At 65.6% G+C, this 16,380-nt stretch carries 15 protein-coding genes; 8 read left to right on the top strand and 7 right to left on the bottom strand.

Features of this window, described 5'->3' with window-relative positions:
- Nucleotides 1-32 precede the first annotated feature (32 nt).
- Both coaBC and dut read left to right on the top strand, forming a co-directional pair.
- On the top strand, nucleotides 33-1,244 hold the full coding sequence (coaBC, locus tag U5A56_RS10000) for a bifunctional phosphopantothenoylcysteine decarboxylase/phosphopantothenate--cysteine ligase CoaBC (RefSeq protein ID WP_321820336.1): 1,212 nt from the start codon (nucleotides 33-35) through the stop codon (nucleotides 1,242-1,244).
- 55 nt (nucleotides 1,245-1,299) lie between these two features.
- Nucleotides 1,300-1,746: a dUTP diphosphatase gene (gene dut, locus U5A56_RS10005; protein WP_044845587.1), complete on the top strand. Its 447-nt coding sequence runs from the start codon at nucleotides 1,300-1,302 to the stop codon at nucleotides 1,744-1,746.
- 63 nt (nucleotides 1,747-1,809) lie between these two features.
- Here the strand turns inward: dut and U5A56_RS10010 are convergent, their stop codons facing one another.
- The 4 genes from U5A56_RS10010 to clpS form a co-directional block, all read right to left on the bottom strand.
- Nucleotides 1,810-2,580, bottom strand: a complete 771-nt coding sequence (locus U5A56_RS10010) for a membrane protein (protein ID WP_044845586.1) — start codon at nucleotides 2,578-2,580, stop codon at nucleotides 1,810-1,812.
- Between the two features lie 152 nt (nucleotides 2,581-2,732).
- On the bottom strand, nucleotides 2,733-4,112 hold the full coding sequence (locus tag U5A56_RS10015) for an amino acid permease (RefSeq protein ID WP_321820334.1): 1,380 nt from the start codon (nucleotides 4,110-4,112) through the stop codon (nucleotides 2,733-2,735).
- A gap of 103 nt (nucleotides 4,113-4,215) precedes the next feature.
- Entirely contained in the window at nucleotides 4,216-6,516 is a 2,301-nt protein-coding gene (gene clpA, locus U5A56_RS10020; protein ID WP_044845584.1) for an ATP-dependent Clp protease ATP-binding subunit ClpA, read from the bottom strand.
- The gene (clpS, locus tag U5A56_RS10025) at nucleotides 6,513-6,827 is read right to left on the bottom strand and encodes an ATP-dependent Clp protease adapter ClpS (protein WP_006398529.1); all 315 of its coding nucleotides are present in this window, start codon (nucleotides 6,825-6,827) and stop codon (nucleotides 6,513-6,515) included. Before clpS ends, clpA begins: the two co-directional genes overlap by 4 nt.
- 289 nt (nucleotides 6,828-7,116) lie before the next feature.
- On the opposite strand from clpS, the gene U5A56_RS10030 reads away from it, so the two are divergent.
- Nucleotides 7,117-7,317, top strand: a complete 201-nt coding sequence (locus U5A56_RS10030; protein WP_185641051.1) for a hypothetical protein — start codon at nucleotides 7,117-7,119, stop codon at nucleotides 7,315-7,317.
- Between the two features lie 56 nt (nucleotides 7,318-7,373).
- A complete protein-coding gene (locus U5A56_RS10035) occupies nucleotides 7,374-7,577 on the top strand; it encodes a cold-shock protein (protein ID WP_004196460.1) in 204 nt (67 codons plus the stop codon).
- 177 nt (nucleotides 7,578-7,754) lie between these two features.
- On the opposite strand, the gene U5A56_RS10040 is transcribed toward U5A56_RS10035, so the two are convergent.
- Entirely contained in the window at nucleotides 7,755-9,353 is a 1,599-nt protein-coding gene (locus U5A56_RS10040; protein ID WP_321922072.1) for a multicopper oxidase family protein, read from the bottom strand.
- Between the two features lie 692 nt (nucleotides 9,354-10,045).
- Between U5A56_RS10040 and U5A56_RS10045 the strand changes: the two genes are divergently transcribed.
- A complete protein-coding gene (locus tag U5A56_RS10045; RefSeq protein WP_044845583.1) occupies nucleotides 10,046-10,270 on the top strand; it encodes a hypothetical protein in 225 nt (74 codons plus the stop codon).
- Nucleotides 10,271-10,399: 129 nt separating this feature from the next.
- On the opposite strand, the gene U5A56_RS10050 is transcribed toward U5A56_RS10045, so the two are convergent.
- Both U5A56_RS10050 and icd read right to left on the bottom strand, forming a co-directional pair.
- Entirely contained in the window at nucleotides 10,400-12,628 is a 2,229-nt protein-coding gene (locus U5A56_RS10050; RefSeq protein ID WP_321809408.1) for an NADP-dependent isocitrate dehydrogenase, read from the bottom strand.
- Between the two features lie 279 nt (nucleotides 12,629-12,907).
- Nucleotides 12,908-14,164 (bottom strand): NADP-dependent isocitrate dehydrogenase, encoded by a 1,257-nt coding sequence (icd, locus tag U5A56_RS10055; RefSeq protein WP_044845581.1) that lies wholly within the window; start codon nucleotides 14,162-14,164, stop codon nucleotides 12,908-12,910.
- Nucleotides 14,165-14,438: 274 nt separating this feature from the next.
- Between icd and U5A56_RS10060 the strand changes: the two genes are divergently transcribed.
- The 3 genes from U5A56_RS10060 (at nucleotide 14,439) to U5A56_RS10070 (ending at nucleotide 16,180) form a co-directional block, all read left to right on the top strand.
- A complete protein-coding gene (locus tag U5A56_RS10060; protein WP_321820332.1) occupies nucleotides 14,439-15,017 on the top strand; it encodes a pseudouridine synthase in 579 nt (192 codons plus the stop codon).
- Nucleotides 15,018-15,306: 289 nt separating this feature from the next.
- Nucleotides 15,307-15,519 (top strand): hypothetical protein, encoded by a 213-nt coding sequence (locus U5A56_RS10065; RefSeq protein ID WP_072465376.1) that lies wholly within the window; start codon nucleotides 15,307-15,309, stop codon nucleotides 15,517-15,519.
- A 160-nt stretch (nucleotides 15,520-15,679) separates the two neighbouring features.
- Nucleotides 15,680-16,180: a DUF192 domain-containing protein gene (locus U5A56_RS10070; RefSeq protein ID WP_044845579.1), complete on the top strand. Its 501-nt coding sequence runs from the start codon at nucleotides 15,680-15,682 to the stop codon at nucleotides 16,178-16,180.
- Nucleotides 16,181-16,380: the final 200 nt, after the last annotated feature.

The following is a 16,380-nucleotide window of genomic DNA, read 5'->3' on the forward strand; positions in this document are numbered from 1 at the left end:
CGGCCGTTCCGTTTGACCCTTGGAGGCCTGAGTTGGCACACGCAGAACTCGCAGGAAAACACCTCGTTCTCGGCCTGACGGGCGGCATCGCCTGCTACAAGATCGCCGAGCTCACCCGGCTGCTGACGAAGGCAGGCGCGACCGTACAGGTCGCGATGACCGAAGCCGCCGCGCAGTTCATCACGCCCGTCACGATGCAGGCGCTGTCCGGCCGGCCCGTCTACATGAGCCAGTGGGACGCGCGCATCGGCAACAACATGGCGCACATCGACCTGTCGCGCGAAGCCGACGCGATCGTGATCGCGCCCGCGTCGACGGATTTCCTCGCGAAGCTCGCGCACGGGTTCGCGGACGACCTGCTGTCGACGCTGTGCGTCGCGCGCGACTGTCCGCTGCTCGTCGTGCCCGCGATGAACCGCCAGATGTGGCAGAACCCGGCCACGCAACGCAATGCCGCGCAACTGCGCGCCGACGGCGTGTCGGTGCTCGGCCCCGATTCGGGCGCGCAGGCGTGCGGCGAAGTCGGCGACGGCCGCATGCTCGAGCCCGAGGCGATCTACGAGGCAATCGTCGCGCACTTCGCGCCGAAGGTGCTCGCGCACCGCCGCGTGCTGATCACGGCCGGCCCGACGTTCGAGCCGCTCGATCCGGTGCGCGGGCTCACGAACCGCTCGAGCGGCAAGATGGGCTTCGCGCTCGCGCGCGCCGCGCAGCAGGCCGGCGCCGACGTGCATCTCGTCGCGGGGCCGGTCGCGCTCGACACGCCGTGGGGCGTGTACCGCCAGGACGTGCAGACCGCGCAGCAGATGTACGACGCGGTGATGCAGGCGGTAGCCGACGCCGACATCTTCATCGCGGTGGCCGCGGTCGCCGACTGGCGCGTCGATCAGCCGGCCGAGCACAAGATGAAGAAGACGGCCGACCGCAAGATGCCGGCGCTCGCGTTCGTCGAGAACCCCGACATCCTCGCGTCGGTCGCGGCGCTGCCCGATCCGCCGTATTGCGTCGGCTTCGCGGCCGAAAGCGGCGACCTCGACGTGCACGGCGACGAGAAGCGCAAGCGCAAGAACGTGCCGCTCCTGGTCGGCAACCTCGGCCCGCTGACGTTCGGCCGCGACGACAACGAAGTCGTGCTGTTCGAGGCAGCCGGCCTCACGCGCCTGCCGCGCGCGCCGAAGGACGAACTCGCGCACGTGCTCGTCGCGGAAATCGCGAAGCGCCTGCCGGACAACCGCCTGATCTGATTACCCGCGCGGCGGCCCGCGCCGCCGCGCCCTTCCCGACCGATTCGACGACCGCATGAAACTCGACCTGAAGATTCTCGACGCGCGCATGCGCGACTACCTGCCCGCCTACGCGACCACCGGCAGCGCGGGCCTCGACCTGCGCGCGTGTCTCGACGCGCCCGTCACGCTGCAGCCGGGCGAAACGACGCTGGTGCCGACGGGCCTCGCGATCCACCTCGACGACCCCGGCTACGCAGCGCTGATCCTGCCGCGCTCGGGCCTCGGCCACAAGCACGGGATCGTGCTCGGCAACCTGGTCGGCCTGATCGATTCCGACTACCAGGGCCAGCTGATGGTGTCGACGTGGAATCGCGGCCAGACCGAGTTCGTGCTGAACCCGTTCGAGCGGCTCGCGCAGCTCGTGATCGTGCCGGTCGTGCAGGCGCAGTTCAACATCGTCGACGACTTCGCGCAAAGCGATCGCGGCGAAGGCGGCTTCGGCAGCACCGGCCGTCACTGAACGGCGCAACGCAAAAAAGGGCCTCGCGGCCCCTTTTCTTTCGTCGGTTCGGTCCGGCTTCGCTCACCGCTCGGCCGTCTGCGCGATCCGCGCGGGTACGAGTTCGCGGCGCCGCGCCTGCGCGATGCTCGCGTAGATCACCAGCGCGACCAGCACGCCGAGCAGCACCGCCGACGAGCCGACCGTGCCGAGCGCGAGTCCACCCTTGGCGACCGGTTTCGTCAGCAGGTCGCCGACCGTCGCCCCGAACGGACGCGTGAGCACGAACGCCGCCCAGAACAGCAGCACGCCGGAAATGCGCGTGAAGTAGTGCGCGAGCACGATCGCCGCGAGCAGCCCGCCGATCAGCAGCGCGCCGCCGCCGAAGCCGAGGCCCGAGCTGTCCGCGAGGAAATCGCCGAGCGCGGTGCCGAGCGTGTTCGAGAACAGGATCGCGATCCAGTACAGCAGCTCGACCTTGCGCGTGCGGATCAGGTCGACCGACAGCGATTCGCCGCTCAGGCGCCACACCGTGAAGATCGCCAGCAGGATCGCGACGAGAATCGACGAGCCGGCTGCGTAGCCGAGGCCGAGCGTGCGGTCCATGAAATCGGACATCGTCGTGCCCGCCGTGCTCGTCGCGACGATCACGGCCCAGTAGATCGCCGGGCGATACTGCGTCGTCCTGAGCTGCGCGCCCAGCGTGACGAGAAAGAAACCGAACAGCAGGATCGAGCTCACCGCATAGCCAACGTTCAGCGTCATCGAGAGCAGGTCGCCGCCGGTTTCGCCGAGCGTCGTCGCGCAGATCTTCATGATCCAGAACGCGAGCGTGATTTCGGGAAGTTTGTTCATTCGAACCCCTTTTACAGATGGCGCCGGGCTGGCGTGCGCCGGCCCGGATCGCGGACAGATTCGAATGTAATCGCCGCCGGCTTAACGGAACCTTAGCGCGGCGGGCGTTGCGATGCCGCGCAGGCTGCAGCCCCGCGGCGGGAACGCACGCGTCAGCGCGCGTGCTGGTGCCGATAGTGCAGCGCGTACGCGAGCGTCAGCAGCACGACGAACACGACGCCGACCACCATCGTCATCCGGAATTCGCGCGTGAACGCGGTCGTCAGCAGGATCGCGCCGACGAGCCCGGCACCGAGCAGGCTGCCGAACGGGTGCCCCCACATCCGGAACGCGAGCGCCGGCCCGCTGTACCGCGCGCGAAAGCGCAGGTGCGTGACGAAGATCATCATCCACGTGAACAGCGCGCCGAACATCGCGATCGCCATCATCACGGTAAACGCGGTGTCGGGCGACAGCGCGACCAGCACGGCCGCGACCGCGACGCCGCTGGTCGAGATCCACAGCGCCGCGCGCGGCACGCCGTTGCCGCCGAGCCGGCCGAAGACCGCCGGCGCGAGCCGCGCGCGCGACAGGCTGAACATCATCCGCGTCGTCACGTAGAGCTGGCTGTTCATCGCCGACAGCGCCGCGATCAGCAGCACGAAGTTGATCACGCCGGCCGCATACGGCACGTGCGTCGCGGCCATCACTTTCACGAACGGGCTTTCGTCGGTGCCGGCCTGGGTCCACGGCACGATCGCGAGCATCAGCGACAGCGTCAGCAGGTAGAACAGCACGAGCCGGAACACCGTCGAGCGGAACGCGCGCGTGACCGCGTGCTGCGGATCGCGCGCCTCGCCGGCCGCGATCGCGACCGCCTCGATGCTCATGTAGCTGAAGATCGCGACGATCACCGCGACCCAGGTGCCCCACGGCCCTTTCGGCATGAAGCCGTCGTGCGCGGTGTAGTTCGCGAAGCCGATGCCGGAAGCCGCCGGCGCCGACCACACGAGATACGCGCCGAGCACGATGAACACGACGATCGCCGCGATCTTCAGCAGCGAGAATGCGTATTCGACCGAGCCGTACAGCGTGACGCTCGCCAGGTTCACCGCGATCAGCAGCGCGGAGAAGCCGATCACCCAATACCAGCCGGGCACGGCCGGAAACCAGTACTTCATGAAGACGGCGATCGCGCTGATCTCGGTGCCAATCGCGAACACGACCGCGAACCAGTATGCATAGCGCACGAGAAAACCCGCGAGCGGGCCGACGTAGTGCTCGGCATACGCGCCGAACGAACCGGCCGTCGGATGCGCGACCGTCATTTCCGCGAGCGCGCCCATCAGCAGCAGCGCGATCAACGCGCCGATCGCGTACGAAACCAGCACGCTGGGGCCGGCGAGCCCGATCGCGAACCCGCTGCCGAGGAACAGCCCCGTGCCGATCGCGCCGCCGATCGCGATCATCGCCATCTGCCCGGACGTCAGCGCATGGCGCAAGCCTTGTTCGCGCGCGACGATGTTGTCGAACGATCGTTGTTGTTGTGTCACTGCGTTACCACTCCCCTGCACCACCATCGCGCCACCGGCGCCAGATAAAACGAAACGGCGCGGAGAACTTCCCGCGCCGTTCGCATGAACCACGAATTATCGCTTATTCGACTTCGACCGCCTCTTCGTTCGGCTTGTGCGGCGGATTCGCCAGCTTGTCGAACGACAACTGCACCTTGTCGTTTTCGTCCACGTCGACCGTCACATGGCCGCCATTGACGAGCTTGCCGAACAGCAGTTCGTCGGCCAGCGCGCGACGGATCGTGTCCTGGATCAGCCGCTGCATCGGCCGCGCCCCCATCAGCGGGTCGAAGCCGTGCTTCGCGAGATGCTTGCGCAACGCGTCGGTAAAGAGCGCGTCGACCTTCTTCTCGTGCAGCTGCTCCTCGAGCTGGATCAGGAACTTGTCGACCACGCGCATGATGATTTCCTCATCGAGCGAGCGGAAGCTGATGATCGCGTCCAGACGGTTGCGGAACTCCGGCGTGAACAGGCGCTTGATGTCGGTCATCTCGTCGCCCGTTTCGCGGCGCGTCGTGAAGCCGATCGTCGCCTTCTGCATCGACTCGGCGCCCGCGTTCGTCGTCATGATGATGATGACGTTGCGGAAATCCGCCTTGCGGCCGTTGTTGTCCGTCAGCGTGCCGTGGTCCATCACCTGCAGCAGCACGTTGAAGATGTCCGGATGCGCCTTCTCGATCTCGTCGAGCAGCAGCACGCAGTGCGGCTTCTTCGTGACGGCTTCGGTCAGCAAGCCGCCCTGGTCGAACCCGACGTAGCCCGGCGGCGCGCCGATCAGCCGGCTCACCGCGTGACGCTCCATGTATTCCGACATGTCGAAGCGGATCAGCTCGATGCCGAGCGTGAACGCGAGCTGGCGCGCCACTTCGGTCTTGCCGACGCCGGTCGGGCCGGAGAACAGGAACGCGCCGATCGGCTTGTCCATCTTGCCGAGGCCCGCACGCGCCATCTTGATCGACGCGGCGAGCGCGTCGATCGCCGGATCCTGGCCGAACACGACGCTCTTCAGGTCGCGGTCGAGCGTCTGCAGCTTGCTGCGATCGTCCTGCGACACGCTCTGCGCCGGCACACGCGCGATCTTCGAGATGATTTCCTCGATCTCGCTCTTGCCGATCGTCTTCTTCTGCTTCGACTTCGGCAGGATGCGCTGCGCGGCACCCGCTTCGTCGATCACGTCGATCGCCTTGTCCGGCAGGTGACGGTCGGTGATGAAGCGCGCCGACAGTTCGGCCGCGGCCGACAGCGCGCCCGACGAATACTTGACGCCGTGATGCTCCTCGAAGCGCGACTTCAGCCCGCGCAGGATCGCGACCGTCTGCTCGACGGTCGGCTCCGTGACGTCGACCTTCTGGAAGCGCCGCGACAGCGCCGCGTCCTTCTCGAAGATGCCGCGATACTCGGTGAACGTGGTCGCGCCGATGCACTTGAGCGTGCCCGACGACAGCGCCGGCTTCAGCAGGTTCGACGCGTCGAGCGTGCCGCCCGATGCGGCGCCCGCGCCGATCAGCGTGTGGATTTCGTCGATGAACAGGATCGCGTGCGGCCGTTCCTTCAGTTCCTTCAGCACCGTCTTCAGACGCTGCTCGAAGTCGCCGCGATACTTGGTGCCCGCAAGCAGCGCGCCCATGTCGAGCGAATACACCTGCGCGTTCGCGAGGATGTCCGGCACTTCGCCGCGCGTGATGCGATAGGCGAGCCCTTCCGCGATCGCGGTCTTGCCGACGCCGGCCTCGCCGACGAGCAGCGGATTGTTCTTGCGGCGGCGGCACAGCACCTGCACGACGCGCTCGACCTCGGGCTCGCGGCCGATCAGCGGATCGATGCGGCCGTCCTTCGCCATCTGGTTCAGGTTCTGCGTGAACTGCGCGAGCGGGGTTTCCTTCTGCGCGTTTGCGTCTTCGCTTTCCGCGTTCGCGTCGGACGACTTCGCGGCTTCGCCGCCGTTCGTCTTCGCGATGCCGTGCGAAATGAAGTTCACGACGTCCAGGCGCGTGACGCCCTGCTGCTGCAGGTAGTAGACCGCGTGCGAATCCTTCTCGCCGAAGATCGCGACCAGCACGTTCGCGCCGGTCACTTCCTTCTTGCCGTTCGACGTCGACTGGACGTGCATGATCGCGCGCTGGATCACGCGCTGGAAACCGAGCGTCGGCTGGGTATCGACATCGTCGGTGCCCGGGACGGTAGGTGTGTTGTCGTGGATGAAATTGCGCAGGTTCTGACGCAAGTCCTCGATGTTGGCCGCACACGCGCGCAACACCTCGGCTGCCGTCGGATTATCCAGCAGGGCCAGCAGCAGATGCTCGACCGTAATGAACTCATGGCGCGCCTGGCGTGCTTCCATGAACGCCATGTGCAGGCTGACTTCCAATTCCTGGGCAATCATGCTTCCTCCATCACGCACTGCAGCGGATGCCCGGCCTGCCGCGCATGGGTAACGACTTGCTCAACCTTGGTCGACGCGATGTCCCGCGTATAGACCCCACAAACCCCTCGCCCTTCGCGATGGACCTTCAGCATGATCTGCGTGGCCGTCTCGCGATCCTTCTTGAAATACTCCTGTACGACCATCACGACGAACTCCATCGGCGTGAAGTCGTCGTTCAGCAGCACCACCTTGTACATCGAAGGCGGCTTGAGCTTCTGCTGCTTGCGTTCCAGGACGGTGCTGTCCTGCTTGTCCGGGATAATCGCCATACACCCATTCTAAACAACTCGGACAGGCCCGCAATCCTGCCGTTACCCGACCGACCGGCCGGTGCCCTCCCTGGTTCCCGACGACCCGCGATCGTCTTCGCACCATACGAAAGCCGGCTGCGGTGCCGGCTTTCACGCGTGGCGCGGAACACGAACCGTCAGGGGGAAACTGCACCGGACGTCGCATCCGCGTCCAGTATCCCACAAGCCGGGACGACTCGATCGCGTGTCACTCGAGCCTGGTATATGAGCCGATTATGCGTCTTTTCAAGTCCGCGCGCTCGACGGGATGCTGCAAAGCAAAGCCGGAAAAACCCTGAAAATGGGTTCTTTACAACGTCCCTCTAAACGTCTAAAAATTCCCCTTGACACTCAAATAAAGAGCGCCAACAATCAAGCTGGCACTTTTTTCAACTCGCCGGTTGGCGAAATGAAAGAGGCCGAAGGTGAGCTTGTGAGGGGGGAACGGCTGTATTTTCCGGTCGTTTAGCTTTTCGAGCGTGCTCGTGGTAAGTAGCAGCGACTGTGTGACAGGGGAAGTAGGAAATGGCAACTGGTATCGTTAAGTGGTTCAACGACGCGAAGGGCTTCGGTTTCATCACTCCCGACGAGGGCGGTGAAGATCTGTTTGCGCACTTCTCGGCCATCAACATGCAGGGCTTCAAGACCCTGAAGGAAGGCCAGAAGGTGAGCTTCGAGGTCGTTCAAGGGCCGAAGGGCAAGCAAGCGTCGAACATCCAGGCCGCGTAAGGCACCGGATATCAGACGAAGAAACCCGGCATTGCGCCGGGTTTCTTTTTTTCAGGCCGACCACTCGTTAATTCGATTGGCCGGCCTTTTCGTTCAATCCCGATAATCGAACACGTATTGTCTTGTTGCACGCGCAGATCGAATGCCGTCATGCGCGTGAAACATATTCGATATCCGTTACACGACCTTCAGCGTGCCCATCATGCCGAGATCCTCGTGTTCGAGAATGTGGCAATGAAACATGCGCTCGCCGGGCATGTCTTGCGTGACGAGTAGCGTCACGGTCTCGCCGCTGCGCACGTTGACGGTATCGCGCCATGCGCGGAACGGTTCGCTCGTGCGCGTGCCGTCCGACGCGCGCTCGATCACCTGGAATTGCGTGCCATGCAAGTGGAACGGGTGATCCATGTCGGTGGCGTTGCGCAGGGCCCAGCGCTCGACGTCGCCGCGGCGGCTGGTCAGCGTCGCGCGATGCGGCGCGTAGGTCGCACCGTTGATCATGAAGCGCATGCCCGCCGGGCGGCCGCGTGCCGGCCCTTTCATCATCGCGTCCATGTCCATCTTTTCGCCGAACTCGATCGTCTTCTGCGCGACCGGCTCGCCGAGCGCGGGCACCCTGCGCAGCGTCGCGGGCAGCGCGCGCGACGCTGCAGGCGCGAACGCGACATCGGCGAGCGCCAGCGCCGGATCCGGCGGCAGGCTGCCGTGGCCGCCGTCGTGCGACATTGCCATCTTGCGGCGGTCGTACTCGGCCGCCTGCAGCACCGCGCGTGACGCGCGGTCGCCGGCGCGCACCAGCAGTTCCGCACGCTCGCCCGGCGCGAGCAGCAGCGACGTCACGCGGCGCGGCGCGTCGAACAACCCGCCGTCGGTGCCGACCTGCTCGAACGCGCGACCGTCGTCGAATGCGACGCGCAAGTAGCGTGCGCTGCATGCGTTCCACACGCGCCAGCGCTCGTCGCTCGCGACGTCGATCCGCGGCCGGCGCGCCCCGTTGACCAGCACGAACTGGCCTTCGCGGCCGTTCATCCAGTCCATCATGTCGTTCGGCGGGATCGTGCCGTCGCGCGCGAGCTTCAGGTCGGATACGAACAGGTTGCGCTCGGGCCAGCCGGCGAGCGGGTCGTCGACGGCGCGCACGATGAAGGGCCCCGCAAGCCCGCGGAACACCTGTTCGGCCGTCATCATGTGCGGATGGGGGTGATACCAGTAGGTGCCGGCGCTGCCCTTCGGCAGCGTGAAGCGGTACACATGCGACGCGCCCGGCGCAACCGGATCGGACGGATTGCCGTCCTGGTCGGGCGGCACCGGTAGCCCGTGCCAGTGGATCGTCGACGGTTGCGGCAGCTTGTTCACGAAGCGGATCTCGACCGTGTCGCCCTCGCGCACGTCGATCAGCGGGCCGACAACGGGCCCTTGCGTGTCCGTGCCGAACTGCCAGAACGTCGTCGGACGCGCACCGTGCAGCATCGGACGCGCGACCGGCTGCGCGACCAGCGTCGCGCGGAACGTGCCGGGTTCGCGGCTTTCGTTTGCCAGGATGCGCAGCGACGCGAGCGGCGTGCCGGCCGGCAGCGCATCGGCCGCGGCGAGCGCGGCCGGCGCCGGCTTCGCGTGCTGCGCGTGGTCCGCCATTCCCGACATGCCCGGCATGTCGTCCATCTGATCCATGCCGGCCATGCCCGCGTGACCGGCATGCTGCGCCCATGCGGCGCGCGCAAACAGCGAAGCGGCCGCGACACCGATGGCGTGCGACAGGAAGGTTCTCCGTATCATCAATCGTTCCTCGTTATTCGTGCTGCATCGCGCGGCCGTCTCGACCTGCGCGCGTGCCGGCACGGGGAAGCGCCCGTGCGACGCGCAATCCGATGCCCGCGTCATCATAACCGCAGCACTCGGTCGAAACGCCGCGACACCGCGCGAGCGTCGATACGCCGCACGACGCGGCCGGCCCGACGATTCGCGCGCCGCGCGGGCCGCGTTTTCGCTCATCGAATGACGCCGCGGTCCCCGCTGCCCTCGCGCCGGCCGGGCCGATCGACGCCTTGCATCCCCCCGGTTTGGTCACGCCCGATCGAAGGCATTTGCTGCCGCTGCGCATCGCGTCGTCGACGCGTCGCGCGCCCTCTTTGCCTGAACCCCTCGATTTTTCACGATGTGGAACAAGTCTCTGCTTTATAAAAATTCGTGGTGCACGGCACAAATTCGCTGTTTCGCGATGCCAAAAATCATTCCGCAATACAAAACACACGAAATATCCAATTGTTTTAAAAGGAGAATTTTTGTTTCGAGAAAGCGTTCTACGCGCACCATCGAGCGCGCTCGCGGACGTAGACTTTGTTCCATGCACTGACGCTTCGCCACGACGTTCGATACGGAACCCGGCGCAAGCAGCCAGTCGGGCCACAGCCGGACGCGCCGGCGGGCGGCACACCAGAATCGCTTGTGATCAGAAAGGGAGAACGGAAATGAAGGGATTTCGCTTTGGTTCAGCGCTCGGGTCGTTCTACATCCTGCCGGCAAACGGCGGCTGGGAAGCGACGTTCGGCAACGCCTCGCTCGGCGCGTTCTCGTGCCCGGAAGTGGCAGCCGACCACATCTCCCGCGGCGACTGCGAACAGCCGTCCGAACTGGATACGGCCACGCTCGAAGTGCCGCACGAAATCGCCGAATGGGAAATCGTTCACGTCTGAATGGTACGCCTGCAACGAAAAACGCCCCGGGCGACCGGGGCGTTTTCATTGTCGGCGGGACGGCGAGCCGCCAGGCCCGCCGCGTCGGCTGCCGCCGTTGCCAGGGCGCGCGCGGTGGCGCGGCCGGCGTCAGGCGACTGCGTCGACGATGCCGTTCAGCGTTGCGCTCGGGCGCATCGCCTGGCTCGTCAGCTCGACGCTCGGACGGTAGTAGCCGCCGATCGCCTGTGCCTTGCCCTGCGCGGCCGACAGTTCTTCCAGGATGCGCGCTTCGCTGTCGGACAGCGACTTCGCGACGCCTTCGAACTGCGCCTTCAGCGCGGCGTCGTCGGTCTGCTCGGCCAGCGCCTGCGCCCAGTACAGGCACAGGTAGAAGTGGCTGCCGCGGTTGTCGAGGCCGCCGACCTTGCGCGCCGGCGACTTGTTCTCGTCCAGGAACTTGCCGGTCGCCTGGTCGAGCGTCTTCGCGAGCACGAGCGCCTTCGGGTTCTGGTAAGCGTTGCCGAGGTGTTCGAGCGACGCGGCCAGCGCGAGGAATTCGCCGAGCGAATCCCAGCGCAGGAAGCCTTCCTCGACGAACTGCTGCACGTGCTTCGGTGCCGAGCCGCCCGCGCCCGTCTCGAACATCCCGCCGCCGGCCATCAGCGGCACGATCGACAGCATCTTCGCGCTGGTGCCGAGTTCCATGATCGGGAACAGGTCGGTCAGGTAGTCGCGCAGCACGTTACCCGTGACCGAGATCGTGTCCTTGCCCGCGCGGATGCGCTCGAGCGAGAAACGCGTCGCGTCCACCGGCGTCATGATGCGGATGTCGAGGCCGTTCGTATCGTGATCCTTCAGGTAGCGTTCGACCTTCGCGATGATCTGCGCGTCGTGCGCACGTGCCGGATCGAGCCAGAACACCGCCGGCGCGCCGGTCGCGCGGGCGCGGTTCACCGCGAGCTTGACCCAGTCCTGCACCGGTGCGTCCTTGGTCTGGCACATGCGCCAGACGTCGCCCGACTCGACCGCGTGCTCGAGCAGCACGTTGCCGGCTTCGTCGGTGACGCGCACGACGCCGTCGGCCGGGATCAGGAACGTCTTGTCGTGCGAACCGTATTCCTCGGCCGCCTGCGCCATCAGGCCGACGTTCGGCACGCTGCCCATCGTGACCGGGTCGAATGCGCCGTGCTGCTTGCAGTCCTCGATCACGGCCTGGTAGACGCCCGCGTAGCAGCGGTCCGGAATCACGGCCTTCGCGTCGTACAGTTCACCGTCCGGGCCCCACATGCAGCCCGACTCGCGGATCATCGCCGGCATCGATGCGTCGACGATCACGTCGCTCGGCACGTGCAGGTTCGTGATGCCCTTGTCCGAGTTGACCATCGCGAGGCGCGGACGCACCGCGTACTCGGCCTTGACGTCGGCTTCGATCGCTTCCCGCGTGTCGGCCGGCAGGTCCTTCAGGCGCGCGTACAGGTCGCCGATCCCGTTGTTCGGGTTGAAGCCGGCCTGCGCCAGCACGTCCGCGTGCTTCGCGAGCGCGTCGCGGTAGAACACCGACACGAAGTGACCGAACAGGATCGGGTCCGAGACCTTCATCATGGTCGCCTTCAGGTGGACCGAGAACAGCACGTCCTGCGCCTTCGCGTCGGCGATCTGCGCTTCGATGAAGCTGCGCAGCGCCTTGCGGCTCATCACCGAGGCGTCGATGACTTCACCGGCCTTCACGGCCGTCTTTTCCTTCAGCACCTTCTTCACGCCGTCGGCCGTCGTGAGTTCGATCTTCACGCTGCCGGCATCGGCGATCAGCGCCGACTTCTCGCTGCCGTAGAAGTCGCCTTCGGTCATGTGCGCGACGTGCGCCTTCGACGTGGCCTTCCATGCGCCCATCTTGTGCGGGTGCTTGCGTGCGTAGTTCTTGACCGACAGCGGCGCGCGACGGTCGGAGTTGCCTTCGCGCAGCACCGGGTTCACCGCGCTGCCCTTGATCTTGTCGTAGCGGGCCTTGACGGCCTTCTCTTCGTCGCTCGACGGCTCTTCCGGGTAGGCCGGCAGCTTGTAGCCCTGCGCCTGCAGTTCGGCGATCGCGGCCTTGAGCTGCGGCACCGATGCGCTGATGTTCGGCAGCTTGATGATGTTCGCTTCCGGCTTCAGCGTGAGCTGGCCCAGTTCGGCCAGATCGTCGGAACCCTTCTGCTCCGGCGGCAGGACGTCGGCGAATGCCGCGATGATGCGGCCGGCGAGCGAGATGTCGCGCGTTTCGACGGCGACGCCCGACGAGCGCGTGAAGGCCTTGACGATCGGCAGCAGCGAATAGGTCGCGAGCGCGGGCGCTTCGTCGGTGAGGGTGTAGATGATCTTGGGCGAAGTGGACATGGTCGATGCGTTGCTACGTGAAAATTTGGGACTGAGGAGCGCCGGCGGTAACCGGCGGGGAGCGACCGGGTCGATCGCGAAAGGGGTGTGCCGGCTAGCCGGGCGGTGGTGTTGCGAGGGCCGTCATGTTCTACCTTGCAGGGCACCCGGGCCGCATCGCGGCGCCGCGGCCCGCATGCCGGACCGCCCTGCCAACAAACCTGCCGTTCATGAAACGCCCCGGCGCCGGCAGTAGGCGCCGGGGCGGCCGGCGGTCCGCCGGCCTGCCCCGGAAGGGACTTACATGTTCTCGATCAGCACTTCGCCGAAGCCGGAGCACGACACCTGCGTCGCGCCTTCCATCAGACGCGCGAAGTCGTACGTGACGCGCTTCTGCAGGATCGACTTCTCCATCGCGGCGATGATCGTGTCGGCCGCTTCCGTCCAGCCGAGGTGGCGCAGCATCATTTCCGCCGACAGGATCTCGGAACCGGGGTTCACGTAATCCTTGCCCGCGTACTTCGGCGCCGTGCCGTGGGTCGCCTCGAACATCGCGACCGAATCCGACAGGTTCGCGCCCGGCGCGATCCCGATGCCGCCGACCTGCGCGGCCAGTGCGTCGGAGATGTAGTCGCCGTTCAGGTTCAGCGTCGCGATCACGTCGTATTCGGCCGGACGCAGCAGGATCTGCTGCAGGAACGCGTCGGCGATCGAATCCTTGATGACGATCTCGTTGCCCGTCTTCGGGTTCTTCACGCGCATCCACGGGCCGCCGTCGATCAGCTCGCCGCCGAACTCCTTCTGCGCGAGCGCATAGCCGGCGTCACGGAACAGGCCTTCCGTGAACTTCATGATGTTGCCCTTGTGCACCAGCGTGACCGACTTGCGATCGTTGTCGATCGCGTACTGGATCGCCTTGCGCACGAGACGCTCGGTGCCTTCGGTCGACACCGGCTTGACGCCGATCCCCGAGGTTTCCGGGAAGCGGATCTTCTTCACGCCCATCTCTTCCTGCAGGAACTTGATGACCTTCTTCGCCTGCTCGGAGCCCGCGGCCCATTCGATGCCCGCGTAGATGTCTTCCGAGTTCTCGCGGAAGATCACCATGTCGATCTTTTGCGGCTCGCGCACCGGCGACGGCACACCCTTGAAATACTGGACCGGGCGCAGGCAGACATAGAGGTCGAGTTCCTGGCGCAGCGCGACGTTCAGCGAACGGATGCCGCCGCCGACCGGGGTCGTGAGCGGCCCCTTGATCGACACCACGTATTCCTTCAGCACCTGCAGCGTCTCGTCCGGCAGCCACACGTCCGGACCGTACACCTTGGTCGCCTTCTCGCCCGCGAAGATCTCCATCCAGTGAATCTTGCGCTTGCCCTTGTAGGCATGCGCGACCGCCGCGTCGACGACCTTGATCATGACCGGCGTGATATCGAAGCCCGTACCGTCGCCTTCGATGTAGGGAATGATCGGCTGATCGGAAACGTTGAGCGAGAAGTCCTTGTTGACGGTGATCTTGTCACCGCCCTCCGGAACCTTGATGTGCTGATACGGCATGATCGACTCCAGTGACGTGGCTGAGCAGGTGATGCTGGTCGAAACTGCGCGCGCGGCGAGGTGGCCTTGCCACCTTCGTGACGGCAACAGCGAGCCGCTATTCTAGCGCCCCAACCGGGGCCGGCGGCACGAAGCGCGACGCTGCGTATCAAGTCTTCCCTTATGTCTTATATAAGACAGAGGACTTGCCGTTCCGTATTATGCATTAAGATTCCGCCATTTGCCATAGACCGCCCGTCCCGCCGCCCCGCGGCACGCCGGGCGGGCACCCGCCATGACCCTGATCGCCCTCAACAAGCCGTTCGGCACGATTTGCCAGTTTTCCGCGCACGAGACGCGGCCGTCGCTCGGCGACTGGGTAACCACGCCCGGCGTCTACCCGGCCGGCCGGCTCGACGCGGACAGCGAGGGCCTGCTGCTGCTCACCGACGACGGCGCGCTGCAGGCGCGCATCGCCGAGCCGCGCCACAAGCTCGTCAAGCGCTACTGGGCGCAGGTCGACGGCGCGCCGGGGCCGGCCGACCTGAAGGCACTCGCGCGCGGCGTCGATCTCGGCGACTACGTGACGCGCCCGTGCCGCGCCGAATTCATCGAACCGCCCGAGGCGCTGTGGCCGCGCAACCCGCCGATCCGCTATCGCGCCGCGATCCCGACCACGTGGATCGAACTCGCGATCACCGAAGGCAAGAACCGGCAGGTGCGCCGGATGACGGCCGCGATCGGCTTCCCGACCTTGCGTCTCGTGCGTGTCGGCATCGGTGCGCTCGACATATTCGCGCTCGGCATTGCACCGGGCGAAACAATCGCACTGCCGCCGCGCGCCCCGTGGGACGGTTTCGCGCGCGCCGAATGACCAATTCGCGACGGGCGAATTTTTCGTCGTCTTTTTCGTCAACCGCCGGCGAAGATCGTGCGTTAAACCACGCAGATGCCAACCTTAGCTATCCGGCATTGGCAGCCGAACCGGTATTTCCGTGTTTGCGTCACGAAAGCGACGTTTTCTTCGAATACGATTCGGCGCCCGCAGCGCAAAGAGAAATTTCTCGAAGCGTCTGTCAACCGAAAGGTGGATGGCACCGTTAGACGACATGACTCCTATTGCCGGGTCATTTGGTTAATTAACTAAAGCTGAGGAACACAACATGAACAAACTGATCGCCGCTCTGGTCGCTGGCCTCTTCGCAACGGCAGCATTCGCACAAGCTTCGGCTCCGGAAGCTGCTTCGGCTGCTGCTCCGGCAGCTGCTTCGGCACCGGCAAAGCACGCTGCCAAGAAGCACCACGCAAAGAAGAAGCACCACGCAGCTAAGAAGGCAGCTAGCGAAGCCGAAGCACCGGCAGCTGCTTCGAACTAAGCAAGCTGGTTGTAATAACGCAGTCAAGAACACGCAGTCTTGCCGTTCTTACGGCGTTGAAAGGCAGATCACCGCGAGGCGATCTGCCTTTTTCTTTTTTGTGCCCGCCGGCGCGCTTCGCGTACCATGCGGGTCTCGTTTTCCCGATAGGAGCCCTGCTGTGCGATTCTCCCTGCGCCCGTCGCTCGGCCGCCTTGCGCGCGCCGCCGTGTTTCCCGCCGCGCTCGCCGTCCTCGCACTCGGCATGCAGACCGCCCACGCCCAGATGCCGCCCGGCGCCAAGCAGCCGGGCGAGTTCCCGCGCGTGAAGCTGCGCGCCGGCATGTACGTGATCGACGCGGCCGTCGCCGCGAACGACGCCGATCGCGAACAGGGGCTGATGTACCGGTCGCAGCTCGCGCCGAACGAAGGCATGCTGTTCGTGTTCAACGAGAACGCCGTGCACTGCTTCTGGATGAAGAACACGCTGATCCCGCTGTCGATCGCGTTCGTCCGCGCGGACGGCACGATCACCGACATCGACGAGATGAAGGCCGAGACGACCGACAACCACTGCCCGCGCAACAACGGTGTCTATGCGCTCGAAATGAGCAAGGGCTGGTTCGCGGCGAAAGGCATCAAGCCGGGCATGAAGCTCGACGGGCTGCCCAAGGCCCAGTAATCGCCATCGCCGCGGCACCGCCGCGCATCGACCGCAGCCGGCCGCCCTGCTTGTTGGGCGCCGGCTTTTTTTTCACCGGCCGGCGGCCACGGCCGCCTTGATACGGCGCACCCTGCCCGCATCTGCAAAAGCCACGGACAAGCGCTATGCTTTAAATCTCGCTTGTTTCAGCCCGGGCCGGCGCCGCCGTCCCGCTTACG

The sequence above is a fragment of the Burkholderia sp. BCC1998 genome (genome assembly GCF_905339875.1).
Classification (GTDB): domain Bacteria; phylum Pseudomonadota; class Gammaproteobacteria; order Burkholderiales; family Burkholderiaceae; genus Burkholderia.

Excerpts from the sequence above, each read along its gene's own strand:
- U5A56_RS10035 (WP_004196460.1), top strand. The coding sequence starts at position 7,374 with ATGGCAACTGGTATCGTTAAGTGGTTCAACGACGCGAAGGGCTTCGGT.
- U5A56_RS10065 (WP_072465376.1), top strand. The coding sequence starts at position 15,307 with ATGAACAAACTGATCGCCGCTCTGGTCGCTGGCCTCTTCGCAACGGCA.
- U5A56_RS10060 (WP_321820332.1), top strand. The coding sequence starts at position 14,439 with ATGACCCTGATCGCCCTCAACAAGCCGTTCGGCACGATTTGCCAGTTT.
- U5A56_RS10045 (WP_044845583.1), top strand. The coding sequence starts at position 10,046 with ATGAAGGGATTTCGCTTTGGTTCAGCGCTCGGGTCGTTCTACATCCTG.
- U5A56_RS10010 (WP_044845586.1), bottom strand. The coding sequence starts at position 2,580 with ATGAACAAACTTCCCGAAATCACGCTCGCGTTCTGGATCATGAAGATC.
- clpA (WP_044845584.1), bottom strand. The coding sequence starts at position 6,516 with ATGATTGCCCAGGAATTGGAAGTCAGCCTGCACATGGCGTTCATGGAA.
- clpS (WP_006398529.1), bottom strand. The coding sequence starts at position 6,827 with ATGGCGATTATCCCGGACAAGCAGGACAGCACCGTCCTGGAACGCAAG.
- icd (WP_044845581.1), bottom strand. The coding sequence starts at position 14,164 with ATGCCGTATCAGCACATCAAGGTTCCGGAGGGCGGTGACAAGATCACC.
- dut (WP_044845587.1), top strand. The coding sequence starts at position 1,300 with ATGAAACTCGACCTGAAGATTCTCGACGCGCGCATGCGCGACTACCTG.
- U5A56_RS10030 (WP_185641051.1), top strand. The coding sequence starts at position 7,117 with ATGCTGCAAAGCAAAGCCGGAAAAACCCTGAAAATGGGTTCTTTACAA.
- U5A56_RS10050 (WP_321809408.1), bottom strand. The coding sequence starts at position 12,628 with ATGTCCACTTCGCCCAAGATCATCTACACCCTCACCGACGAAGCGCCC.
- U5A56_RS10040 (WP_321922072.1), bottom strand. The coding sequence starts at position 9,353 with ATGATACGGAGAACCTTCCTGTCGCACGCCATCGGTGTCGCGGCCGCT.